At 42.0% G+C, this 18,683-nt stretch carries 15 protein-coding genes; 4 read left to right on the top strand and 11 right to left on the bottom strand.

Features of this window, described 5'->3' with window-relative positions:
• On the top strand, positions 1-1,332 hold the full coding sequence (locus tag ABTP35_RS12210) for a DUF58 domain-containing protein (RefSeq protein WP_293295990.1): 1,332 nt from the start codon (positions 1-3) through the stop codon (positions 1,330-1,332).
• Here ABTP35_RS12210 and ABTP35_RS12205 read toward each other — a convergent pair.
• The 3 genes from ABTP35_RS12205 to mnmA are packed head-to-tail and all read right to left on the bottom strand — an operon-like array spanning position 1,325 to position 4,033.
• Positions 1,325-1,801, bottom strand: a complete 477-nt coding sequence (locus ABTP35_RS12205; RefSeq protein ID WP_293295992.1) for a hypothetical protein — start codon at positions 1,799-1,801, stop codon at positions 1,325-1,327. The two genes, ABTP35_RS12210 and ABTP35_RS12205, sit on opposite strands and share 8 nt — an antisense overlap.
• A gap of 49 nt (positions 1,802-1,850) precedes the next feature.
• Positions 1,851-2,792, bottom strand: a complete 942-nt coding sequence (locus tag ABTP35_RS12200) for a DUF561 domain-containing protein (RefSeq protein WP_293295994.1) — start codon at positions 2,790-2,792, stop codon at positions 1,851-1,853.
• 50 nt (positions 2,793-2,842) lie between these two features.
• Positions 2,843-4,033: a tRNA 2-thiouridine(34) synthase MnmA gene (mnmA, locus tag ABTP35_RS12195; protein ID WP_293295996.1), complete on the bottom strand. Its 1,191-nt coding sequence runs from the start codon at positions 4,031-4,033 to the stop codon at positions 2,843-2,845.
• 201 nt (positions 4,034-4,234) lie between these two features.
• On the opposite strand from mnmA, the gene ABTP35_RS12190 reads away from it, so the two are divergent.
• Positions 4,235-6,115 carry a fasciclin domain-containing protein gene (locus ABTP35_RS12190; protein WP_293295998.1) on the top strand — a complete coding sequence of 627 codons (1,881 nt, stop codon included), beginning with the start codon at positions 4,235-4,237 and terminating at the stop codon, positions 6,113-6,115.
• Between the two features lie 281 nt (positions 6,116-6,396).
• Here ABTP35_RS12190 and yidC read toward each other — a convergent pair whose 3' ends face one another.
• From yidC to ABTP35_RS12175, 3 genes are all read right to left on the bottom strand, one after another.
• Positions 6,397-8,265, bottom strand: a complete 1,869-nt coding sequence (gene yidC / locus ABTP35_RS12185; RefSeq protein ID WP_293295999.1) for a membrane protein insertase YidC — start codon at positions 8,263-8,265, stop codon at positions 6,397-6,399.
• Between the two features lie 66 nt (positions 8,266-8,331).
• Positions 8,332-9,966, bottom strand: a complete 1,635-nt coding sequence (locus tag ABTP35_RS12180; RefSeq protein ID WP_224836474.1) for a CTP synthase — start codon at positions 9,964-9,966, stop codon at positions 8,332-8,334.
• 49 nt (positions 9,967-10,015) lie between these two features.
• The gene (locus ABTP35_RS12175) at positions 10,016-10,258 is read right to left on the bottom strand and encodes a DUF3820 family protein (RefSeq protein ID WP_293296001.1); all 243 of its coding nucleotides are present in this window, start codon (positions 10,256-10,258) and stop codon (positions 10,016-10,018) included.
• Between the two features lie 43 nt (positions 10,259-10,301).
• Here ABTP35_RS12175 and ABTP35_RS12170 point away from each other — a divergent pair, with 43 nt between their 5' ends.
• On the top strand, positions 10,302-11,165 hold the full coding sequence (locus ABTP35_RS12170) for a TIM barrel protein (RefSeq protein WP_293296003.1): 864 nt from the start codon (positions 10,302-10,304) through the stop codon (positions 11,163-11,165).
• Positions 11,166-11,230: 65 nt separating this feature from the next.
• Here ABTP35_RS12170 and ABTP35_RS12165 read toward each other — a convergent pair whose 3' ends face one another.
• From ABTP35_RS12165 to guaA, 4 genes are read right to left on the bottom strand one after another with little or no spacing between them, the layout of a single operon-like run.
• The gene (locus ABTP35_RS12165; protein WP_293296004.1) at positions 11,231-11,767 is read right to left on the bottom strand and encodes a DUF922 domain-containing protein; all 537 of its coding nucleotides are present in this window, start codon (positions 11,765-11,767) and stop codon (positions 11,231-11,233) included.
• Positions 11,755-12,159, bottom strand: coding sequence for an OsmC family protein (locus tag ABTP35_RS12160; RefSeq protein ID WP_293296005.1), 405 nt, complete (start codon positions 12,157-12,159; stop codon positions 11,755-11,757). The genes ABTP35_RS12165 and ABTP35_RS12160 overlap by 13 nt, the downstream gene beginning before the upstream one ends.
• Positions 12,137-14,320, bottom strand: a complete 2,184-nt coding sequence (locus ABTP35_RS12155) for a LysM peptidoglycan-binding domain-containing protein (protein ID WP_293296007.1) — start codon at positions 14,318-14,320, stop codon at positions 12,137-12,139. Before ABTP35_RS12155 ends, ABTP35_RS12160 begins: the two co-directional genes overlap by 23 nt.
• Positions 14,317-15,849 (bottom strand): glutamine-hydrolyzing GMP synthase, encoded by a 1,533-nt coding sequence (gene guaA / locus ABTP35_RS12150; protein ID WP_224836467.1) that lies wholly within the window; start codon positions 15,847-15,849, stop codon positions 14,317-14,319. The genes ABTP35_RS12155 and guaA overlap by 4 nt, the downstream gene beginning before the upstream one ends.
• Before the next feature lie 208 nt (positions 15,850-16,057).
• Between guaA and pgmB the strand changes: the two genes are divergently transcribed.
• Positions 16,058-16,717 (top strand): beta-phosphoglucomutase, encoded by a 660-nt coding sequence (pgmB, locus tag ABTP35_RS12145; RefSeq protein ID WP_252080115.1) that lies wholly within the window; start codon positions 16,058-16,060, stop codon positions 16,715-16,717.
• Between the two features lie 225 nt (positions 16,718-16,942).
• Here pgmB and bshC read toward each other — a convergent pair whose 3' ends face one another.
• Positions 16,943-18,547: a bacillithiol biosynthesis cysteine-adding enzyme BshC gene (gene bshC / locus ABTP35_RS12140; RefSeq protein WP_293296011.1), complete on the bottom strand. Its 1,605-nt coding sequence runs from the start codon at positions 18,545-18,547 to the stop codon at positions 16,943-16,945.
• Between the last annotated feature and the right edge of the window lie 136 nt (positions 18,548-18,683).

Below are 18,683 nucleotides of genomic sequence, written 5' to 3'. Positions count from 1 at the left end.
ATGTCATTTTTTCGGTCGCTATACATACATAACATCTTCTTTAGGTACATTGCCGTTCTATCCGCATGTTTTGTAATCTCTTTTTGGGTTCCTGTACTTTACCCGATAGCGTGGTTGTTGGTATATTTTTTATTGGCCCTGTCCATTCTGGACCTTTATTTAATGTATGCTACAAAAAATGGTATTCGAGCCCAAAGAAATCTACCGCAGAAATTATCCAATAGCGACCAGAACAAACTGGCGGTTCAACTGACTTCCAAGTTTCCTTTTAAGGCATTCGTTTCTATAATCGATGAATTACCTGTTCAGTTTCAAAAAAGGGATTTTGAACACAAAACCGAATTAATAAAAGGAGAACCTCATTTGCTTGAATATTTACTTCGCCCTGTTGAGCGCGGAGAATATGTGTTTGGCAATCTTATTGTGTTTGCTTCCTCTCCGCTTAGGATAATTAAAAGAAAGTTTGTGTTCCAAAAAGATCAGATGGTACCGGTATATCCGTCCATCATACAAATGCAGCAATACGACTTTTTGGCCACTAGCAATCGATTAACGGAGTTTGGGCTTAAAAAAATAAGACGCATTGGCCATACCCAAGAGTTTGAGCAAATCAAAGAGTACATTAAAGGGGACGATGTACGGACCATTAATTGGAAAGCCACTGCCAAAAAGAACCAATTAATGGTAAATCAGTACCAAGATGAACGATCACAGCCCATTTACTCCATTATAGATACTGGTAGGGTGATGAAAATGCCTTTTAACGGACTGAGCTTGTTGGATTATGCCATTAATTCTTCATTGGCATTTTCCAATGTCGCCCTTAAACGGAACGACAAAACAGGGTTGCTCACCTTCTCCAAAAAAATAGAGACCTTTGTCCCTGCCGTGCAGAAGCTCACCCACCTCAACACCATAATGGAGAGCTTATACAACATTTCCACCGATTTTTCAGATTCCGATTTTGGCATGTTGTATGCCCATGTTAAGCGAAAAGTGAACCAACGCAGTCTGCTCTTGCTGTACACGAATTTTGAACATATTTCTGGTCTTAAAAGGCAGTTGCCATATCTATTGGCCATGGCCAAAAAGCATGTTTTGGTAGTTATTTTCTTTGAAAATACGGAGTTGGAATCGCTTATTGCCGAAGATGCGGAAGACATCCAAGCAATCTATCATAAAACGATTGCAGAAAAGTTTTCCATAGAAAAAAGGTTGATGCAGAAAGAGCTTCAAAAATATGGTGTTCAGACCATTTTGACCAAGCCCGAGGAATTAACGGTGAACACCATCAATAAATATCTGGAAATAAAGGCCAGGGGAATTATTTAACCGAAAGTTCTTGTCCGGTAATACCCAATGTTTGCAATGCTGGCAGTTTTCCTTCCAAAACAACGAATTGGGTTTGTGGATTAAGAATTGGTCCTATTAGTGCTTTAAGGTCCCTGTGTGAATATCTTCCACGCAATCTTCTCCGATTGTCCTTTTTCGAAAATAGGTCGATCGTTACACCAACGGTAACACCTCCTAAAATAGTCGCCGCCAAATCGTCATTATCCCAGCCATTATTTTTTTGTCCTGCATCGACGGTTTCTTTTGCAAGTCCAATTAATGTACTTCCGGCCACGGAACCCACAAAGGTCCAAATCCGATTACCATCCGAAGCTTGTTTGGCGATTCCCGCCCCTGCAAGTCCAAAGAGGTTACCTCCCAAAAAATGGAGTGCTTTGTCCCGCTCCACTTGCCCATGACATTGTAAAGCGAGCACAAAAAGGAATAGTGTGGGGATTAGTGTTCTCATTGCGCGGTATAAATGTATTAAAAGTTTCTATAAATATGTATCTAAAACTCTAATACTGGCACATTTCCGCTTTTGCTTGGTTAAATTCAGCCATTAAATCCGCCACGATCTGTGCTGCAGGCGAAATTGTATGAATAAGTCCGGAGACTTGGCCTATTTCCAGTTCGCCCTCATCCATATCACCCTCGAACATTCCTTTTTTGGCTCTGGCCCGCCCCAATAATTCCTTCAATTCCTCCATATTTACACCTTTGGCATAGGCCTGCTGTATGTCCTGGTAAAATTTGTTTTTTAGTAAACGTACCGGTGCCAGCTCCTTTAATGTAAGTTGGGTATCGCCCTCTTTGGCCTGTACAATCATCTGTTTGAACATTTCGTGCGACGAGGCTTCGTGCGATGCTACAAACCTGCTTCCCACCTGTACTCCATCGGCACCCAGAACCATAGCGGCCAACATAGCCCTACCAGTGGCAATGCCCCCAGCAGCGATAAGGGGAATATTAATCTTCTCACTTACGGAAGGAATAAGAACAAGGGTGGTGGTCTCGTCTCTGCCATTGTGCCCTCCAGCTTCAAAACCTTCGGCCACAATAGCATCCACACCGGCTTCTTGAGCTTTAAGGGCAAACTTTACGCTACTTACCACATGAACAACGGTTATCCCTTTATCTTGAAGAAACTTGGTCCATGTTTTAGGGTTGCCAGCAGAAGTAAAAACAATCTTTACTCCTTGCTCGACAATAATATCCATTAGTTTTTCGATATCGGGGTACAACATGGGCACATTCACCCCGAACGGCTTATCGGTCGCTTTTTTGCACTTTATGATATGTTCCTCCAACACTTCGGGATACATGCTCCCGGCGCCCAATAGGCCCAGTCCTCCTGCATTGGACACGGCAGAGGCCAAACGCCAACCACTGGCCCAAATCATTCCGCCTTGTACAATGGGATATTCTATTCCGAAAAGTTCTGTGATTCTATGTTGCATGAAGTCAGGTGTTCTGTTTTCCGACAAAATAATCAAATTTAGGCTTCCGATCAAGAAATGACACCAGAACCTATTAGTTCATCATCCAAATACCAAGCAGCAAACTGTCCTTCGGTAATGGCCGATTGTTTATCCTTAAAGTCCACAAACAATCCATTCTCTACTTTATATAGTGTAGCTTGCTGTAGGGGTTGACGATATCGGATACGGGCTTTTACCTCCATGGTCTCATCTAACTTTAGGGCTAGATCGGGCCGTACCCAATGGAGTTCGTCCTCCTTAATAAACAACGTGTTTCGATAAAGGCCGGGGTGAGATTTGCCCTGACCGGTGTAAATTATATTCTTGTCCACATCGGTGTCTATTACAAACAATGGCTCTTTTGTTCCCCCTACATTTAATCCTTTACGTTGGCCTATGGTAAAGTAATGTGCTCCTTGGTGCTCGCCGACTACTTTGCCATCTGTTTTTGAGTAGACGGGCTTTTCGGCTTGGAAAATGAGTTTATCCCTCTTGTTCTGAAATTCGGGAATTGAAACAGAAAATTGGGCCGCATCTGCAGGGACTTCTACGATAACACCTTTTTTGGGCTTCAATTTCTGCTGCAAAAATTCCGGAAGATGTACTTTACCTATAAAACACAGTCCTTGGGAATCTTTTTTATCCGCAGTTACAAGGTTTTTCTCCGCAGCAATTTTTCGAACTTCCGGTTTTAAAAGGTCACCGATGGGAAACAATGTTTTGGATAATTGTTCTTGGGAAAGCTGACACAGAAAGTAGGATTGATCCTTATTTGGGTCCTTGCCCGATAATAATTGGTAGGTTTCCGTACCGTCTTCATTTTTAATGGTGCCTTTACGGCAATAATGACCTGTTGCCACATAATCGGCACCCAACTGCAATGCTATGTTAAGGAACACATCGAATTTAATTTCACGATTGCACAAAACATCTGGATTTGGAGTTCTTCCCTTTTCGTATTCATTGAACATATAATCAACGATACGCTCCTTGTATTCTACACTTAAATCTACCGTCTGAAAAGGAATCCCCAACTTTTCCGCAACGATCAATGCATCATTGCTATCCTCCAACCACGGACACTCCTCGGATATGGTCACCGAGTCATCATGCCAGTTTTTCATGAACAGGCCAATAACATCATATCCCTGCTCTTTGAGCAAGTAAGCGGTCACGCTGGAATCCACCCCTCCAGAAAGTCCTACAACTACCTTTTTCATTTTTCAATTTTAAGACTACAAAAATACAAATTGATGGTCATTTAAAATGATAAATATCTCATAACACCTATTGACCCATTTCTAATCTCAGGCTAGCTCAAAACTTAATTTGTTAAATTTTTAGTCAAAAATGTTAAACAATATTGCTTATATTTTGTTTAACTATATTTTTAAATCATTAAACAATTTTAAAACACCGACATGAAAGCATTAAAAACCCTAACACGATTATCTTTACTGTTCTTATTGCTGACCATTGTATCCTGCTCGGACGACGACGAGGGAACAATGCCAGAAGTAGAACCGACCGTAACCATTGTTGACGCTGCACAAGCTACCGCTGACCTCAGTACTTTGGTAAGTGCGCTTCAAAAGGCAGACGAAAGTGCCAACAACGATTTAGTAGCTGCTTTGAGCGGTGAAGGACCATTTACCGTATTTGCCCCGACCAATCAAGCCTTTAGCGATTTATTGGCCCAACTGGATGGATTCGACTCCTTAAACGATTTTAATTCTCAACAACTCCAAGACCTGTTGGCCGTGATTCTTACGTATCACGTTGTAGCAGATGCTGCCGTTCTATCATCAGACTTGAGTGATGGGCAGACAATAACCACCCTACAAGGCTCAACTATTCAAGTATCCACTACTGGTGGTGTATTTATTAGTGACGCTACCGATGTGGACGCCGAAGTAACCACTGCCAATGTTGAAGTGTCCAATGGTGTGGTACACATTATTGATAAAGTTCTATTGCCACAGGCCATTCTGGACGAGTTGGCAGACATTATCCTTGTGCCAATTACAGATTTGGCGATCGGCAACGAAAACTTGCAGAATTTGGTTGCTGCCTTAAGTGCCGCCAACGGAGATTTGCCTACCGTGCTTCGCGGGGATGGCCCATTTACAGTATTGGCCCCGACCGATGATGCCTTTGCCACATTCTTGGATGGTGCAGCATTGGAGGACGTGCCTGTAGAGGTACTCACCAACGTATTGTTAAACCACGTGATAAGTGGAGAAATTACTTCTACCGATCTAACTGGACTTGGTTCCGGGTATACCAGTACTTTAGCTACAGGAGCTGGTGATCAAAATGTAAGTTTGTTCTTCGATACGTCCGACGGTGTGACCTTTAATGGAGTATCTTCTGTTGTAACGCCGGATGTTAAGGCATTGAACGGAATCGTGCACGTTGTAGATGCCGTAATCGATATACCAAATATTGTTGACCATGCAGTGGCCAACCCAGGACTTTCATCTTTGGTAGGGGCCCTAACAGAAGGTGGGAACACGACCTTTACAGATTTGCTTTCTGATGAAGAAACGGATTTTACCGTATTCGCCCCAGGTAACGATGCATTTGGTGCATTTACCAATCCAAATTCCAACGATATTAATGCAATCCTGTCCAACCACGTGATTGTAGGAGCTGCTGCATTCTCGTCAGGTTTGTCCAACTCTTATGTTAACACTGCAGCTGAATTTGATACCGATGAGAACCTGAGTCTTTATATCAATACAGATGATGGTGTAACCCTGAACGGCGTAAGCAATGTTGTAATGGCCGATATCGTAGCCAGCAATGGAGTAATTCATACAGTTGACGCGGTCATTGACCTCCCAACAGTGGTTACTTTTGCTGTGGCCGATCCAACTTTTGATTCTTTACAAGCAGCATTGACCGCAGAGGGTCAGCCTGATTTTGTTGCCACACTTTCCGGGACTGGGCCATTCACGGTATTTGCTCCGACCAACGATGCCTTCCAAGCTCTATTGGACAGCAACGATATGTGGAACGAATTGGGAGATATTGATGGTGGATTATTGACCAGCGTACTGCAGCACCACGTAGTAGCCTCTGCCAATGTACGTTCTGGAGATTTGTCCGATGGCATTATGGCGACCACTTTAGAAGGAGATGACATTACCATAAACCTACCAGGTACCGGTGATAATATTGCAGATGTTACCGACGGTGCCGGAAACACGGGCATTGGAATAATCGCAGTAGATGTACAGGCCATAAACGGTGTTATCCACGCAGTGGACACTGTATTGATCCCCGATACAAACAACTAGTTTTTGATTTGATGAATTGTTGACTGAAAAGCCCCCTTGAACTATATCGAGGGGGCTTTTTATCGAGTAAGGTTTACCGTTTATCGATGACACATCAACAAAGGATTATCTGCCCACAGAAACCGGCTATTTGACAACTTTTAATTTTAATAACGTGGATAATCGTGCATCTTTGGAGTCCCAAATCTTTCCAAACTAAGCCTATAAATGGAAACTCCCCCAAGATATTCTTGAGGGAGTTTTTTTTATTTGTCAAAGAGAGTCAACTAAACTACCGAGGTTTATCTTCTACCTGCTTTTTTCTGCTCCTCTGCCTGTTCCATCATCTCGCGCATTTTACGCTGAAACTTGTTCTCCTTTTTAGGTTTCTTTTTGTTTTCCTGGATCTGGGCATGGATCTTATCCTCGTCCAAAATGTAGTTTTTGATGGCCAACATAATAAAGATGGTAATCAAATTGGAAATGAAATAGTACAAACTCAAACCACTCGCATAGTTGTTGAAGAAGAACAACATCATAATTGGTGATAGGTACATAATAAATTTCATGTTCGGCATACCCGGTTGCTGTTGCATCTGCATACTCTGTCCAGTGGTCATCTGCATATAAAAGAAAATCGCTACGGATGCCAAAATTGGGAACAAACTCACGTGATCGCCATAAAACGGTATGGTAAAAGGTAGTTCAAAAATGGTATCGTAAGAAGAAAGGTCTTCTGCCCACAAAAACGGCTTTTGTCTTAATGCAAAAGAAGTTGGGAAAAACATGAACAAGGAGTAGAAAATAGGCAACTGCAACAAGGCTGGCACACAACCGCTCATTGGACTCACCCCTGCCTTGTTATAGACCTTCATGGTCTCTTGCTGCTTTTTCATGGCGTTGTCCTTGTATTTCTCGTTGATTTCCGAAATCTCGGGCTTCAATACCTTCATTTTGGCTTGTGACAAATAAGATTTGTACGTCACCGGAGATAGAGCCAAGCGCACTACTATGGTCATGATAATAATTGCAATACCATACGGTAGGAACGAGCTTAAGAAAGTATAGAACGGTGTAAAGATATATCGGTTGATCCAACCAAAAATACCCCAACCAAAGGGTATGGAGTCCGCCAGTCCCAAATCCTTATAATCATCCAAGACCTTAACATCGGTTGGCCCATAATACCAATGCATATTTTGGGACAACTCCCCTCCTTTAAATTCCAAAGGCGCTTTTGTACTGTAAGATTTGGTGAAAAGTATTTCCTTGCTTTCTTCCTCGACCAAATTGGTAGAAGTTAAAGCTGCGGTTTTAAAATGATCGTCCGTTGCCAAAATAGAGCTAAAAAAGTGTTGGCGGTACGATAACCATTTTACATCCTCCTCAGTTTCCTCATCAAAATCGCTACTTTCCGAAAGTTTGCTAATGTTACCTTCATCGTGATTGTACGTCAATCGGGTATACCGGTTCTCGTACATAACACTTTTATTATGTCGTATGCCTTTTAGGTCCCATTCCAAGGTAACTGGTTTACTTGTGTTAAAAACACCGCTCAACCCTTGCGATCTAATGGTAAAATCGACCAAATACTCGTTTGGCTTCATTTCGTACCTATACTCCAAATATTGATTATTGGCTACTTTGGCCTTCATGGACAAGACCTGGTTCTCGCCGCTCTTGGTAAGCGATGGCTCAAAGAACAAATCAGCTGTGCTGAGCGATCTATTATCCGAACTGCTAAAGTTTATCGCAAAATTGGCGTTCCCATCCTTTACCAAATACACAGGTATGGAGTCGAAAGTCACATAGTCCTTCATTTTGGCCTCTACGATCTGGCCTCCCTTATTGGAAATTTTCAGCAATAAAACCTCGTTCTCCAAGGTAGTAATGTCTTCTGCCGTTTGGGTAAACCCAAATGCGCCAACTGTATTTTTATAATCCGCCACCGCAATGGAATCGTTAAGATCGATTACCTTGGCTTTTTGCACCGGCTCTTTTTGAGCTTCATTTTCGACCTTGGCTGCCTCAGCTTTGATCTTTGCCTGTTCCGCTTTTTGAGCTTCCAACTCTTCTGGTGTTGGCTGATTTTGGTAAAACATAAAAACCAGTATCCCAAATATCAGTACAAATCCAATAATGGATTTAATATCCAGCTTCTTTTCTTCCATGAATATTATTTAGTAGAAATCTTTTGTTCGTGTATCAAATGGCAAATATATGCCCAAAACCGGGTTTTATGCCAAACTGGCATTGTTTTGTTTTTGTTTTTGGGCCAATACCGCTTTTACAAACCCAACAAACAAAGGGTGCGGGCTGGCTACGGTACTCTTATATTCGGGGTGATACTGTACCCCGACAAACCAAGGATGTGTTGGAATTTCCACAACTTCCACCAATCCTGTTTTTGGATTGAGCCCGGATGCGACCAATCCAGCTGCTTCCAATTGTTCCTTATATTGGTTGTTGAATTCATATCGGTGTCTATGCCTTTCCTCTATATCGGAAGTTCCATATACGCTTTTCACCAAGCTACCTTCTTTTAAATGGCAGTCCCAAGCTCCCAAACGCATGGTACCTCCCATATCGGTAATGGATTTTTGTTCTTCCATTAAACTGATCACAGGATCGGGCGTTTGCTTGTTCATTTCCGTAGAATTGGCTTTTTCCAGACCAAGAACTGTTCGGGCGAATTCGATCACGGCCATTTGCATTCCCAAACATATACCCAAGAACGGAATATTGTTTTCCCTAGCATATCTTACCGCCTTTACCTTGCCCTCTATACCGCGTTCCCCAAAACCTGGAGCTACCAAAATACCGTCCAATCCTTTTAACTTTTGAGCTACATTGCTTGGGGACAAATGCTCGGAATGAATGGATTTAACCTCAACTTTGACTTCGTTGGCGGCACCTGCATGGATAAAGGCCTCTTGAATGGATTTGTACGAGTCGGGAAGTTCCACATACTTTCCGATCAATCCGATCACTACTTTATCCTTTGGATTTTTGTGTCTGTTCAAAAACTCCTTCCATTGATCAAGATTTGGTTCTGTATTGTTCGGCAGGGCCAACTTTTCCAATGTTACGGTATCCAAGCCTTCTTCTTGCATCAACAATGGTACATCGTAAATAGTGGATGCATCTATGGATTGGATTACGGCCTCTTTTCTAACATTGCAGAAAAGTGCCAATTTCTCCTTGATGTCTTCAGAAATATGATGCTCTGTACGGCACACCAAAATATCAGCCTTGATTCCACTTTCCATCAAAGTTTTTACGGAGTGCTGTGTTGGTTTGGTCTTTAATTCCCCCGCGGCGGACAAAAATGGCACCAAAGTAAGATGGATCACTATACCATTATGCTCTCCCAGTTCCCAAAGTAATTGCCTAACTGCCTCAATATAGGGCAGGGATTCAATATCACCTACGGTACCTCCTATTTCGGTAATAATGATATCGTAGTCGCCACTGTTCCCCAAAATTTGGATACGCTCTTTGATCTCGTTGGTAATGTGGGGGACCACCTGCACCGTTTTACCCAAAAACTCCCCTCTACGTTCTTTTTCGATTACGCTTTGGTAAATCCTTCCTGTGGTCACGTTGTTGGCCTGTGAAGTGCGCACGTTCAAAAAACGCTCATAATGCCCAAGGTCCAAATCGGTTTCGGCCCCATCGTCGGTAACATAGCATTCACCGTGTTCGTACGGATTCAATGTTCCGGGATCAACATTTATGTATGGATCTAATTTTTGGATGGTTGTTCGGTATCCCCTGGCTTGCAGTAGTTTGGCCAAGGATGCGGCAATAATTCCTTTTCCCAATGAAGAAGTAACGCCTCCCGTAACGAAAATGTACTTGGTCTCTGACATATTGATCATTCTATTACGGGGCGTAAAGTTACTAATTGCGGGACAAAAATCAGGTAGATTCTTTAGGAAAATCTTTTTGCAGTTTTCTGATGATGGGTTCCAGGTTGTTATCCTTAATGGTCAGCATGGTATTAAGGTAGTCGCCAAGTTTACCTTTGGGTAAACCTTTTTGCCTGAACCATACCAAATAGGCAAGAGGCAGATCCACCAAATATCGCCCTTTGTACTTACCAAAGGGCATTTTATAATGGGCCATTTCCAAAAGCTGTTCTGTATCGGGACGCATTTCCATATATAGGCCTAAAATACTATCTTTCCCTCAACAAATCCGAAAAATGAAACGTAGAAATTTTATTGCCACCGCAGCTGTTGGCTCTGCCGGACTGGCCTCTGGTTCGGCCATGACCTCCGACCAAGTACTGCCCCAAACATTTAAGTTAAAACACAATATAAACCATAGTGTTTGTGAATGGTGTTTTAGCGATATTCCCTTTGAAGATTTTTTAAAGACCTTAAAGGAGCTTGGAGTAAATGCAATTGATTTGATTGGTCCGGACAGATGGCCCATTTTAAAAAAATATGACATTCACTGTTCGATGTGCAACGGTGCTGAAATAAGTTTAACGGAGGGATGGAACAACCCCAAATATCACGAACAGCTTATTAAGAATTACACCGAAATGATTCCGAAAGTTGCGGAAGCGGGCTATACCAACCTAATCTGCTTTAGCGGCAATCGAGACGGGATGAACGACTACGTCGGTCTTCAAAATTGTGTAGATGGGCTTTCACAAATTATTCCATTGGCGGAAAAACACGGCGTGATAATTCAGATGGAGCTTTTTAACCAAGTAAACCATCCAGATTATATGTGCGACAATTCACTTTGGGGCGTGGAGCTTTGCAAACATTTGGGCAGCGACAATTTTAAATTGCTGTTCGATATCTACCACATGCAAATTCAGGAAGGCGATATTATCCGAAGCATACAAAACTACCACCCCTATTTTGGGCACTACCACACGGCCGGTGTTCCTGGCAGGCACGAAATTGATGAAACCCAAGAACTCTACTACCCGGCCATTATCAAAGCCATACATGATACCGGATTTACAGGCTACGTGGCTCAAGAATTCATTGTGACATGGGAGGATAAAATTGCAGCGTTGAAGGATGCTTTTCTAAGATGTGATGTGTAGCCTTTTCCAGAATAATAATATGTAATGTTCCTGAGTGAACTTGGGCTACTGCCCTAAATATTTTTTTACGATTCACTTTCTTTTAAAGCTAAGGCAATCTTGGTATTCCATTCTAATTGCTTTTCCCGGTTTCGGGAAAAATTGGTTTCCCAATCGTATTGTTCTTGGTGTTCTTGTAGTTCCTTTAAAATATCCTGGTATATTTTGCGCACTTCTCCCTTAACATCATCAGAGAAAGAGGTGCGGCGCAGTTTTGCGCGCATTTTACGGGCAAAAAGTTCGGTAATATCAAAATGTAATTGCTCGTGGGCCAAGGTGTTTTCATTGCACAGCTCCGGCTTGTACCAGCTTTCGTTGGGATAAAAAAACGCATTTACCTCATAATCCAATTTAACCTCGTGGTGGAGCAAGTTGGCAGAATAGGAATAACTAATACCACTGGCGGTGGTGGCAGCCGATTCGGCTGCCGGGGGAACCTTCCCCTTAAAATCGGCCCACGTGAGCCTAATATTACTGTTCCATAGAACGCCTTCTTCGATCTCTTGTGCAAAACCCAAAAAACCAAACAGAAAAAAACATCCTATTGCAACTAGTTTATCCAATTAAAATCGATTACTTTTTCAATATCGGGGTGCAAACTGTAATGTACTGGGCAAGTATTCGCCGTATGCATCAAAATTTTACGGTGTTTCTCAGAGATGGATGCGGGCAGGTCTAACTTTACCTCGATCTTGGAGATTCTCCGTGGATTGGCCGCCATATGCTTGGTAACCTCTGCGGTAGAACCTGCTAGATCAATTTCCAAATCCCTGGCTTTTATGCCCATCATTGTTATCATACAGTTCGCCAAGCCAGTAGCCACGGTATCCGTAGGGGAAAAAGCCTCTCCCTTGCCATTGTTGTCCACAGGGGCATCGGTAATATATTCACTACCTGATCGTAAGTGTACACAGGTAGTTCTAAGATTTCCGTTATAGGTTACTTTTGCTGTCATTGATTTCTACTTCTTTAATGGTAAGGTTGTCATACTCCATAATGTAACAGGCGCGGTTAAAGTACCCGGAGGTCCAATCGTTAAGATAATCAAATCCATTGCCTGCATATTCCGTTAACCCAATGTATTTTGATGTTTCAAACAAATTCTTTTTGTATGCCAGTTTCAATAACACGTCCATGGTCACATCAAATCCTCGGATGGCATACCTATCCGGTAGTAGGCCATTGTATTTTTTCATATATGCCCTAGTGAAGGTATCATCCGCAGATTCCTTGTAGAACGATGGATACGTAAATTTTAAATTGGATAAATGTGTCTTGGAAACTGCCTCGTGCTCAAATGCCCCGTTAAAGCTTGTGGTGAACATGCGTACATTAACCTTTTCTTGCGGGTTGTTTGTTACTGTAACCGAAGAGGTATTGGCAGAGTTTAGAATGGATGTTACACTTGCCACCATATTGGGTTGATCGGTTTCCAAAAATACCCAGTTCTCCTTTTCGTTGGACAATTGGATCAAAAACCTATCCAAGTGCAACGATTTATTATCGATCACCTTTGCGATTTGGGCAGCAGGAAACTTGCTCAAAATAGAATCGTGTGCCACTTGATGGGTAGAATCCGCAATTATGACCACATTCTCATCGGTATGGATTTTCTCCATATATGCCAGCATTTTATCCCTAAGGACTGCATCTCTGGGAACGGAGAAAAAAACATTGTTGTGACTGAGTTTACTGTCCGATGCAATAGGGGCCACTACGGGAATATTCTTGGTTTTTGCCTGCACGGCAACCTCGTCCAAAGGTCCGGCGGCCAGTGGTCCTATCACAGCATCTACCCCTGTTAAGGATTCACGGAAAAGTATTTCTTTTACTTTAGCTTGGTCCAACTGGGTATCGTAAGTTTTTACGTTGACCGATACTCCAAGTTTTTTAATGGAATCCAAAGCGACCATGGCCCCTGTGTAAAAACCAAGGCTCAATGCCAGGTCCCTTCGGTTTTTGATCAATTCTTCCGCTCTTTGGGTGTCGTTCAAGTTTACCTTGTCCAAACGAAAGGGAAGCATAAAAACCAGCTGTGGTTTGTTTTCCACATTTATGCTGTCTACCAAATTGATCTTATCCAGCACTAGGGCATTTTTCACTTCTAGTCCTTCTGCTTTTTCTTTGGGCAACTTTAGTACCATTCCCGCTTTAAGGCCATTTTCCAAAGCTGGGTTCAAACGGAACAGTTCTTCTCTGGTAATCTTAAGGTTCTGGGTAATTCTAAATATATTCTGTTTGGGTTTTACCTCATAAAAAACAAAGTTGTCGGTGTTCACTATACCGGCCTGAGACTTCTTTTTGGGCAAACGTACTACCATTCCCTCTTTTAGGCCTCCGGCTTTCATTATTTCCGGATTCAAGCGTACAATAGAATCCGTTGGGATACCATATTCCCTTCCAAGACTATAAAGTGTCATTTTTGGAGGTACCGTGTAAGAAGTAAAAACCTCTGTTTTCTGTTCCTTTAGGCTATCTCCTTTGGGGCGTGGCAGTTTCAACTCTTCTCCTGCTGCCAAATAATTGGTGTTCTTATCCAATTCCGGGTTTAAGACCAACAAACTATCGACACTAATTCCGTATTTGTGGGCAATGCTCCAACGTGTCTCTTTAGGTTGAACGGTGTATATTTCGAAATCCAGTTCTTTTTCCTCATTGGGGTCCACTTCTGGAAAAACAGGAATTTGAAGCACCATTCCCTTGTCCAATGTTTCCGAATACAGCCTTGTGTTATATCTTTTTAATTGTTCTTCGGTGATCTCATACTTTTGGGTCAGACCAAAAAGGGTTTCCTTTCTTCTTACCCTGTGTCGTGTAAATCGAATCGGCTTCAGCTCTTCTTGTTTTGGCTTATCTGGTTTGGCCTCGTTTTTAGTGTCTTCCGCTTTACCGTTCAAGGGTATAATAAGAATCGTGTTCTCCTTAACATCGGAAGCACTCTTGATTTCTTTATTGGCCTGTAAAATACTATAGGGCGTTACCCGATATTTTTGGGAAATGCTCTTTAGAGTCTCCCCATCCTTTACAGCATGCGTGGTATAATTTTGTGCGGAAACCGGCACCATGGCCAACAAAAGGACCATGGTAAAAACCAGTTGTAACATATATTTTTTCATTCCCATTCTATAGTTGCAGGTGGTTTGGAACTAATGTCGTACACCACTCTATTAACGCCTTTAACCTTGTTTATTATATCGTTAGAGGTCTTTTGCAAAAATTCGTAGGGCAAATTTACCCAATCGGCGGTCATCCCATCGGTGCTTTCCACCGCTCTGAGCGCCACACATTTTTCGTAGGTACGCTCATCTCCCATGACCCCTACACTATCTACGGGCAAAAGCATGGCTCCGGCCTGCCAAACCTTGTCATAAAGTCCCCATTTTTTTAATCCATCGATAAAAATAGCGTCGACCTCTTGCAAAATAGCCACTTTCTCCGGTGTAATATCCCCCAAGATACGTATTCCCAAGCCAGGACCGGGGAAAGGGTGTCTTCCCAAAATTTCTTTGGACATTCCCATACTCGCCCCAACTCTTCTCACTTCATCCTTGAACAACATTTTTAAGGGTTCAACTACTTTTAATTTCATATAATCGGGCAATCCTCCAACATTGTGGTGGCTTTTGATCACAGCTGATGGGCCTCCACTTGCCGAAACAGATTCAATTCTGTCAGGATAAATAGTACCCTGGGCCAACCATTTTGCATTTTCCACTTTGTGGGATTCATCATCAAAGACCTCGATAAAGACCCTTCCGATGATCTTTCTCTTCTTTTCAGGGTCCGACTCGCCCTTAAGAGCATCCAAAAAACGTGCCGAAGCATCCACTCCCTTTACATTTAAGCCCATGTGCTTGTACTGGTCCAAAACACTTTCGAACTCATTTTTACGCAAGAGGCCATTGTTCACGAATATACAGTATAGATGATCTCCGATGGCCTTGTGGAGCAACATGGCCGCCACACTGGAATCTACACCGCCGGATAGTCCCAATATTACTTTTTCGTCCCCGATTTCCTCCTTTAGTTCATCCACTGTGGTTTCCACAAAAGCATCGGGAGTCCAGTCCTGTTTTAGACCAGCTATATTTACCAAAAAGTTTTCCAATAGCTTTTTTCCATCTGTTGAATGGTACACTTCCGGGTGAAACTGTATCCCGTAAGTGCTCTCCCCTCCAATCTTGTAAGCCGCATTTTCCACATCGTGGGTGCTGGCCAAAAGTACTGCTCCCTCGGGCAGTTCCTTAATGGTATCCGAGTGGCTCATCCATACTTGGCTACCTTCTTCAATTCCTTTCAAAAAATCATCGTCAGATTTAATAAAGGACAAATTGGCCCGCCCATATTCACGGGTAGCGGAAGGGGCCACGTTACCCCCATGAAAATGGGACAGATATTGTGCGCCGTAGCAAATGCCCAAAAGAGGTTTTTTTCCTTTAATTCCCGATAGATCGGGATGAGGGGCCTGTTCGGAGCGAACCGAGGACGGTGAACCGGACAATATTACCGCTTTGTAATCCGACAGATCTTCGGGCACCTTGTTATACGGTTTAATTTCTGAGTAAATGTTGAGTTCCCTGACGCGTCTTGCGATCAATTGTGTGTACTGGGAACCAAAGTCTAGGATGAGTACGTTGTTATGCATGGGCAAAAATAGCAATTTGCTTTAGTTGCAAAAGTATCTTTTAATGGATATTTGCGACAAGTTTTTTAAAGAAGTAATTCCAACGGGTTATCAACACCCCGTCTGCTTTGAGTGCCAGTCCAGCTTTTTCCTGCACAAAACAAAGTCTTATATAGTTTTTTTCTTAATTGATTTCATTATTTCTTTGCGATGTAAAAAAGAACTGATTATGATTAAGGGATTCATTTTTGATTTGGATGGCGTAATCACGGATACAGCAGAACTGCATTTTGCCGCTTGGAAAAAATTGTCGGACGACATGGATTGGCAATTTGATCGCGATCTCAACGAAAAATTGAGAGGGATATCCAGAATGGATTCCATTAAAGTGATCATGGACCACAACAATGTTTCGCTCAAAGAAGAAACTATCGTGGAACTGGCTACCCAAAAGAACGATATTTACGTGCAAAGTTTGGATCACATGACCCCCGAGGATTATCTACCGGGTGCCAAAGAACTTTTAACACACCTTAGGTCCGAAGGGTTTAGCGTTGCCCTCGGCAGTGCAAGTAAAAATGCAGAAAAGGTATTGAAGCAACTAAATGCTACCCATTATTTTGATGTGATCGGTGATGGCAATAGTGTATCCAGAAGCAAACCAGCTCCCGACATTTTCTTGTACGCCTCCGAAAAAATGGGCCTATCGCCGGAAAGGTGTATTGTTTTTGAAGATGCCGAAAAGGGTATCGATGCTGCTAAGGCTGGTAATTTTTATAGCGTTGGCATTGGTCCCGAAGAGCGTGTCGGACATGCGGACGTTCGATTCGACACCATGAAAGAGGCCACTCTTTTTGAGGTAAAATCACATTTTAAAGATTTGTTCTGAATCGGAACCAAACATAAAGAATGTAAAAAGCCCCGGGAACCACTCCGGGGCTTTTCAATAAAATCAAAACCAACCTAAACATATGAGTTAACCAACTCAAAATTTAAATTTTCATAGCTATTTATATGTAAGGAACAACCTACCGGACAAATACCCTACCTGATCCGTAAAACTTTTTTTGAAAAAGATTGGCTTTTGTTCTACCGCGGAAGATATTTAGGGCTATTATTTGTTTTTAATTATGGTAAAATTCTGAGAAAAAGGATCTAAAGTATTCAGTAGCATCGGGATGAGTTCCTCTCCCATTTCCAAATAGATCTCGGAAAAATTGAGCTGCCTTTCTTGCAACGATTGATTTGGAAATAACTCATTCTGCAACTCCGTTAATCGCGTTACGTGATCTTTTAATTTTCGTTTTTGGGCGCGTAAAAGTCGCTTTTCCAGCTTGTCCAAACCCTTTTTTTGTTTTACCTCCTGTGCTTTTACGGCTCCCAAAAAGCTCTTGTCCGTTTTGTTGGCAAGCTCGTACATTTGTTTAAATTGTTCCTCCAGCACCTTTTTTTGCGGCGAAAAATCAACATCGATATTAGAGATATCTCGTATTTTTTTGTTGATAAGGCTGTGCTGTTTCATAAATAAATGAGCTACCGTGAGTCCCATCTTTTCAATCCTGTCCGACTGTTTTTCTTTTATCAACAAGGCTGAATTCCGCAGCATCAACATAGGAAAGGTCACTCCCAGTTCATCAAAATAGGATTTAAACTCCAACCAATAGGCCAATTCTCCCCCTCCTCCGATATAACAAAGGTTGGGTAGGATAACCTCCTGATACAATGGGCGAGTGACCACGTTGGGCGAAAAACGCTCTGGATATTCCTCAAGTTCTTTTAAAATTTCCTCTGGGGTAAAATCCAACTGGGTATTGAGCACATGGTATTTCCCTTTTTTTAGAATAATTCGTTCCCGAAGATCGTCCTTTAGATAAAAATAGTTGATTTCCCTCGGGTTTACTTGAATTGTATAGTCCGCTGAAATTTTCTCCAAGTTTTTTATCGTCTTGGTAACTTTTTCGTAGGGCGTATGCTGAAAAATGTCCTTTTGGACATAAGGCACCAATAACCTCTTCAAATTTTTATCGTCACCATCCACAATTACAAGACCTTCATCTCCGAACAAGGCATTGGCGAGGTATCTTGTAGCTTGGGCCAGGGTTTGGTTTTCAAGGTAAGCCTTTTGGAATAGCTCTTTTAATTTATCCGTATAACCTAAATTACCAAGTTCGGAAGCAAATATCCCGAATACCTCATCCAGACCATCTGTGGACAATCTACCTACCCCACCGGAAACATTTTTGTTCCAAAGCACCTTTTTCCCGTGTAGATTAAAATAATTGATCTCATCAAAATCGTGATCCTCCGTTGCCATCCAATACACCGGCACAAATTGATGATCGGGAAACTGTGCATTTAGCTTTTTGGCCAGATTTATCGTCGATACAATTTTATACAGGAAGTACAAAGGACCAGTAAATAAATTTAACTGGTGACCGGTTACCACGGTAAAGGAATTTTCCTTTTCGAGAGCTAGGATATTTTTTTTTGTTGCGCCGGAAACCTCCACATTTTTGTATTGCTCGTTTAAAGATCCGACCAAAACTTTTCTGTGGGCTTTTGGGTAGTTGGCAGATTTTTCTTTAATCTGATCACTAAAGTTACCGGGTAAGGGAAATCTATTGTAGTAAGGTGCTAATTCTTTTTTTTGCTCTAGGTAATCACAAATTAATTGGGAAAAATAACCGGTTTCCTTAAAGGGTATACATTCTACTTCCATTAAAACTGAAATGAGGTGATCAAAGATAAGTCTCTTCTTTTTTACTCGTCCTAAAAATACGTTAATTGAATTTTATACAAGATTTAGTCGGCTCAAATTGATAAAATTAGGATTCTGCACCAATTTATTATTAGAT

Source organism: Flagellimonas alginilytica (assembly GCF_042134605.1).
Classification (GTDB): domain Bacteria; phylum Bacteroidota; class Bacteroidia; order Flavobacteriales; family Flavobacteriaceae; genus Flagellimonas; species Flagellimonas alginolytica.
Note: the sequence above shows the minus strand (reverse complement) of the source record. Positions and strands in the feature narration are given on the sequence as shown.

Bases quoted from the DNA above. Each gene is read 5' to 3' on its own strand.
- mnmA (WP_293295996.1), bottom strand. From the start codon at position 4,033: ATGAAAAAGGTAGTTGTAGGACTTTCTGGAGGGGTGGATTCCAGCGTG.
- yidC (WP_293295999.1), bottom strand. From the start codon at position 8,265: ATGGAAGAAAAGAAGCTGGATATTAAATCCATTATTGGATTTGTACTG.
- pgmB (WP_252080115.1), top strand. From the start codon at position 16,058: ATGATTAAGGGATTCATTTTTGATTTGGATGGCGTAATCACGGATACA.
- ABTP35_RS12170 (WP_293296003.1), top strand. From the start codon at position 10,302: ATGAAACGTAGAAATTTTATTGCCACCGCAGCTGTTGGCTCTGCCGGA.
- ABTP35_RS12205 (WP_293295992.1), bottom strand. From the start codon at position 1,801: ATGAGAACACTAATCCCCACACTATTCCTTTTTGTGCTCGCTTTACAA.
- ABTP35_RS12190 (WP_293295998.1), top strand. From the start codon at position 4,235: ATGAAAGCATTAAAAACCCTAACACGATTATCTTTACTGTTCTTATTG.
- ABTP35_RS12210 (WP_293295990.1), top strand. From the start codon at position 1: ATGTCATTTTTTCGGTCGCTATACATACATAACATCTTCTTTAGGTAC.
- guaA (WP_224836467.1), bottom strand. From the start codon at position 15,849: ATGCATAACAACGTACTCATCCTAGACTTTGGTTCCCAGTACACACAA.
- ABTP35_RS12155 (WP_293296007.1), bottom strand. From the start codon at position 14,320: ATGAAAAAATATATGTTACAACTGGTTTTTACCATGGTCCTTTTGTTG.
- bshC (WP_293296011.1), bottom strand. From the start codon at position 18,547: ATGGAAGTAGAATGTATACCCTTTAAGGAAACCGGTTATTTTTCCCAA.
- ABTP35_RS12200 (WP_293295994.1), bottom strand. From the start codon at position 2,792: ATGCAACATAGAATCACAGAACTTTTCGGAATAGAATATCCCATTGTA.
- ABTP35_RS12180 (WP_224836474.1), bottom strand. From the start codon at position 9,966: ATGTCAGAGACCAAGTACATTTTCGTTACGGGAGGCGTTACTTCTTCA.
- ABTP35_RS12160 (WP_293296005.1), bottom strand. From the start codon at position 12,159: ATGACAGCAAAAGTAACCTATAACGGAAATCTTAGAACTACCTGTGTA.
- ABTP35_RS12175 (WP_293296001.1), bottom strand. From the start codon at position 10,258: ATGGAAATGCGTCCCGATACAGAACAGCTTTTGGAAATGGCCCATTAT.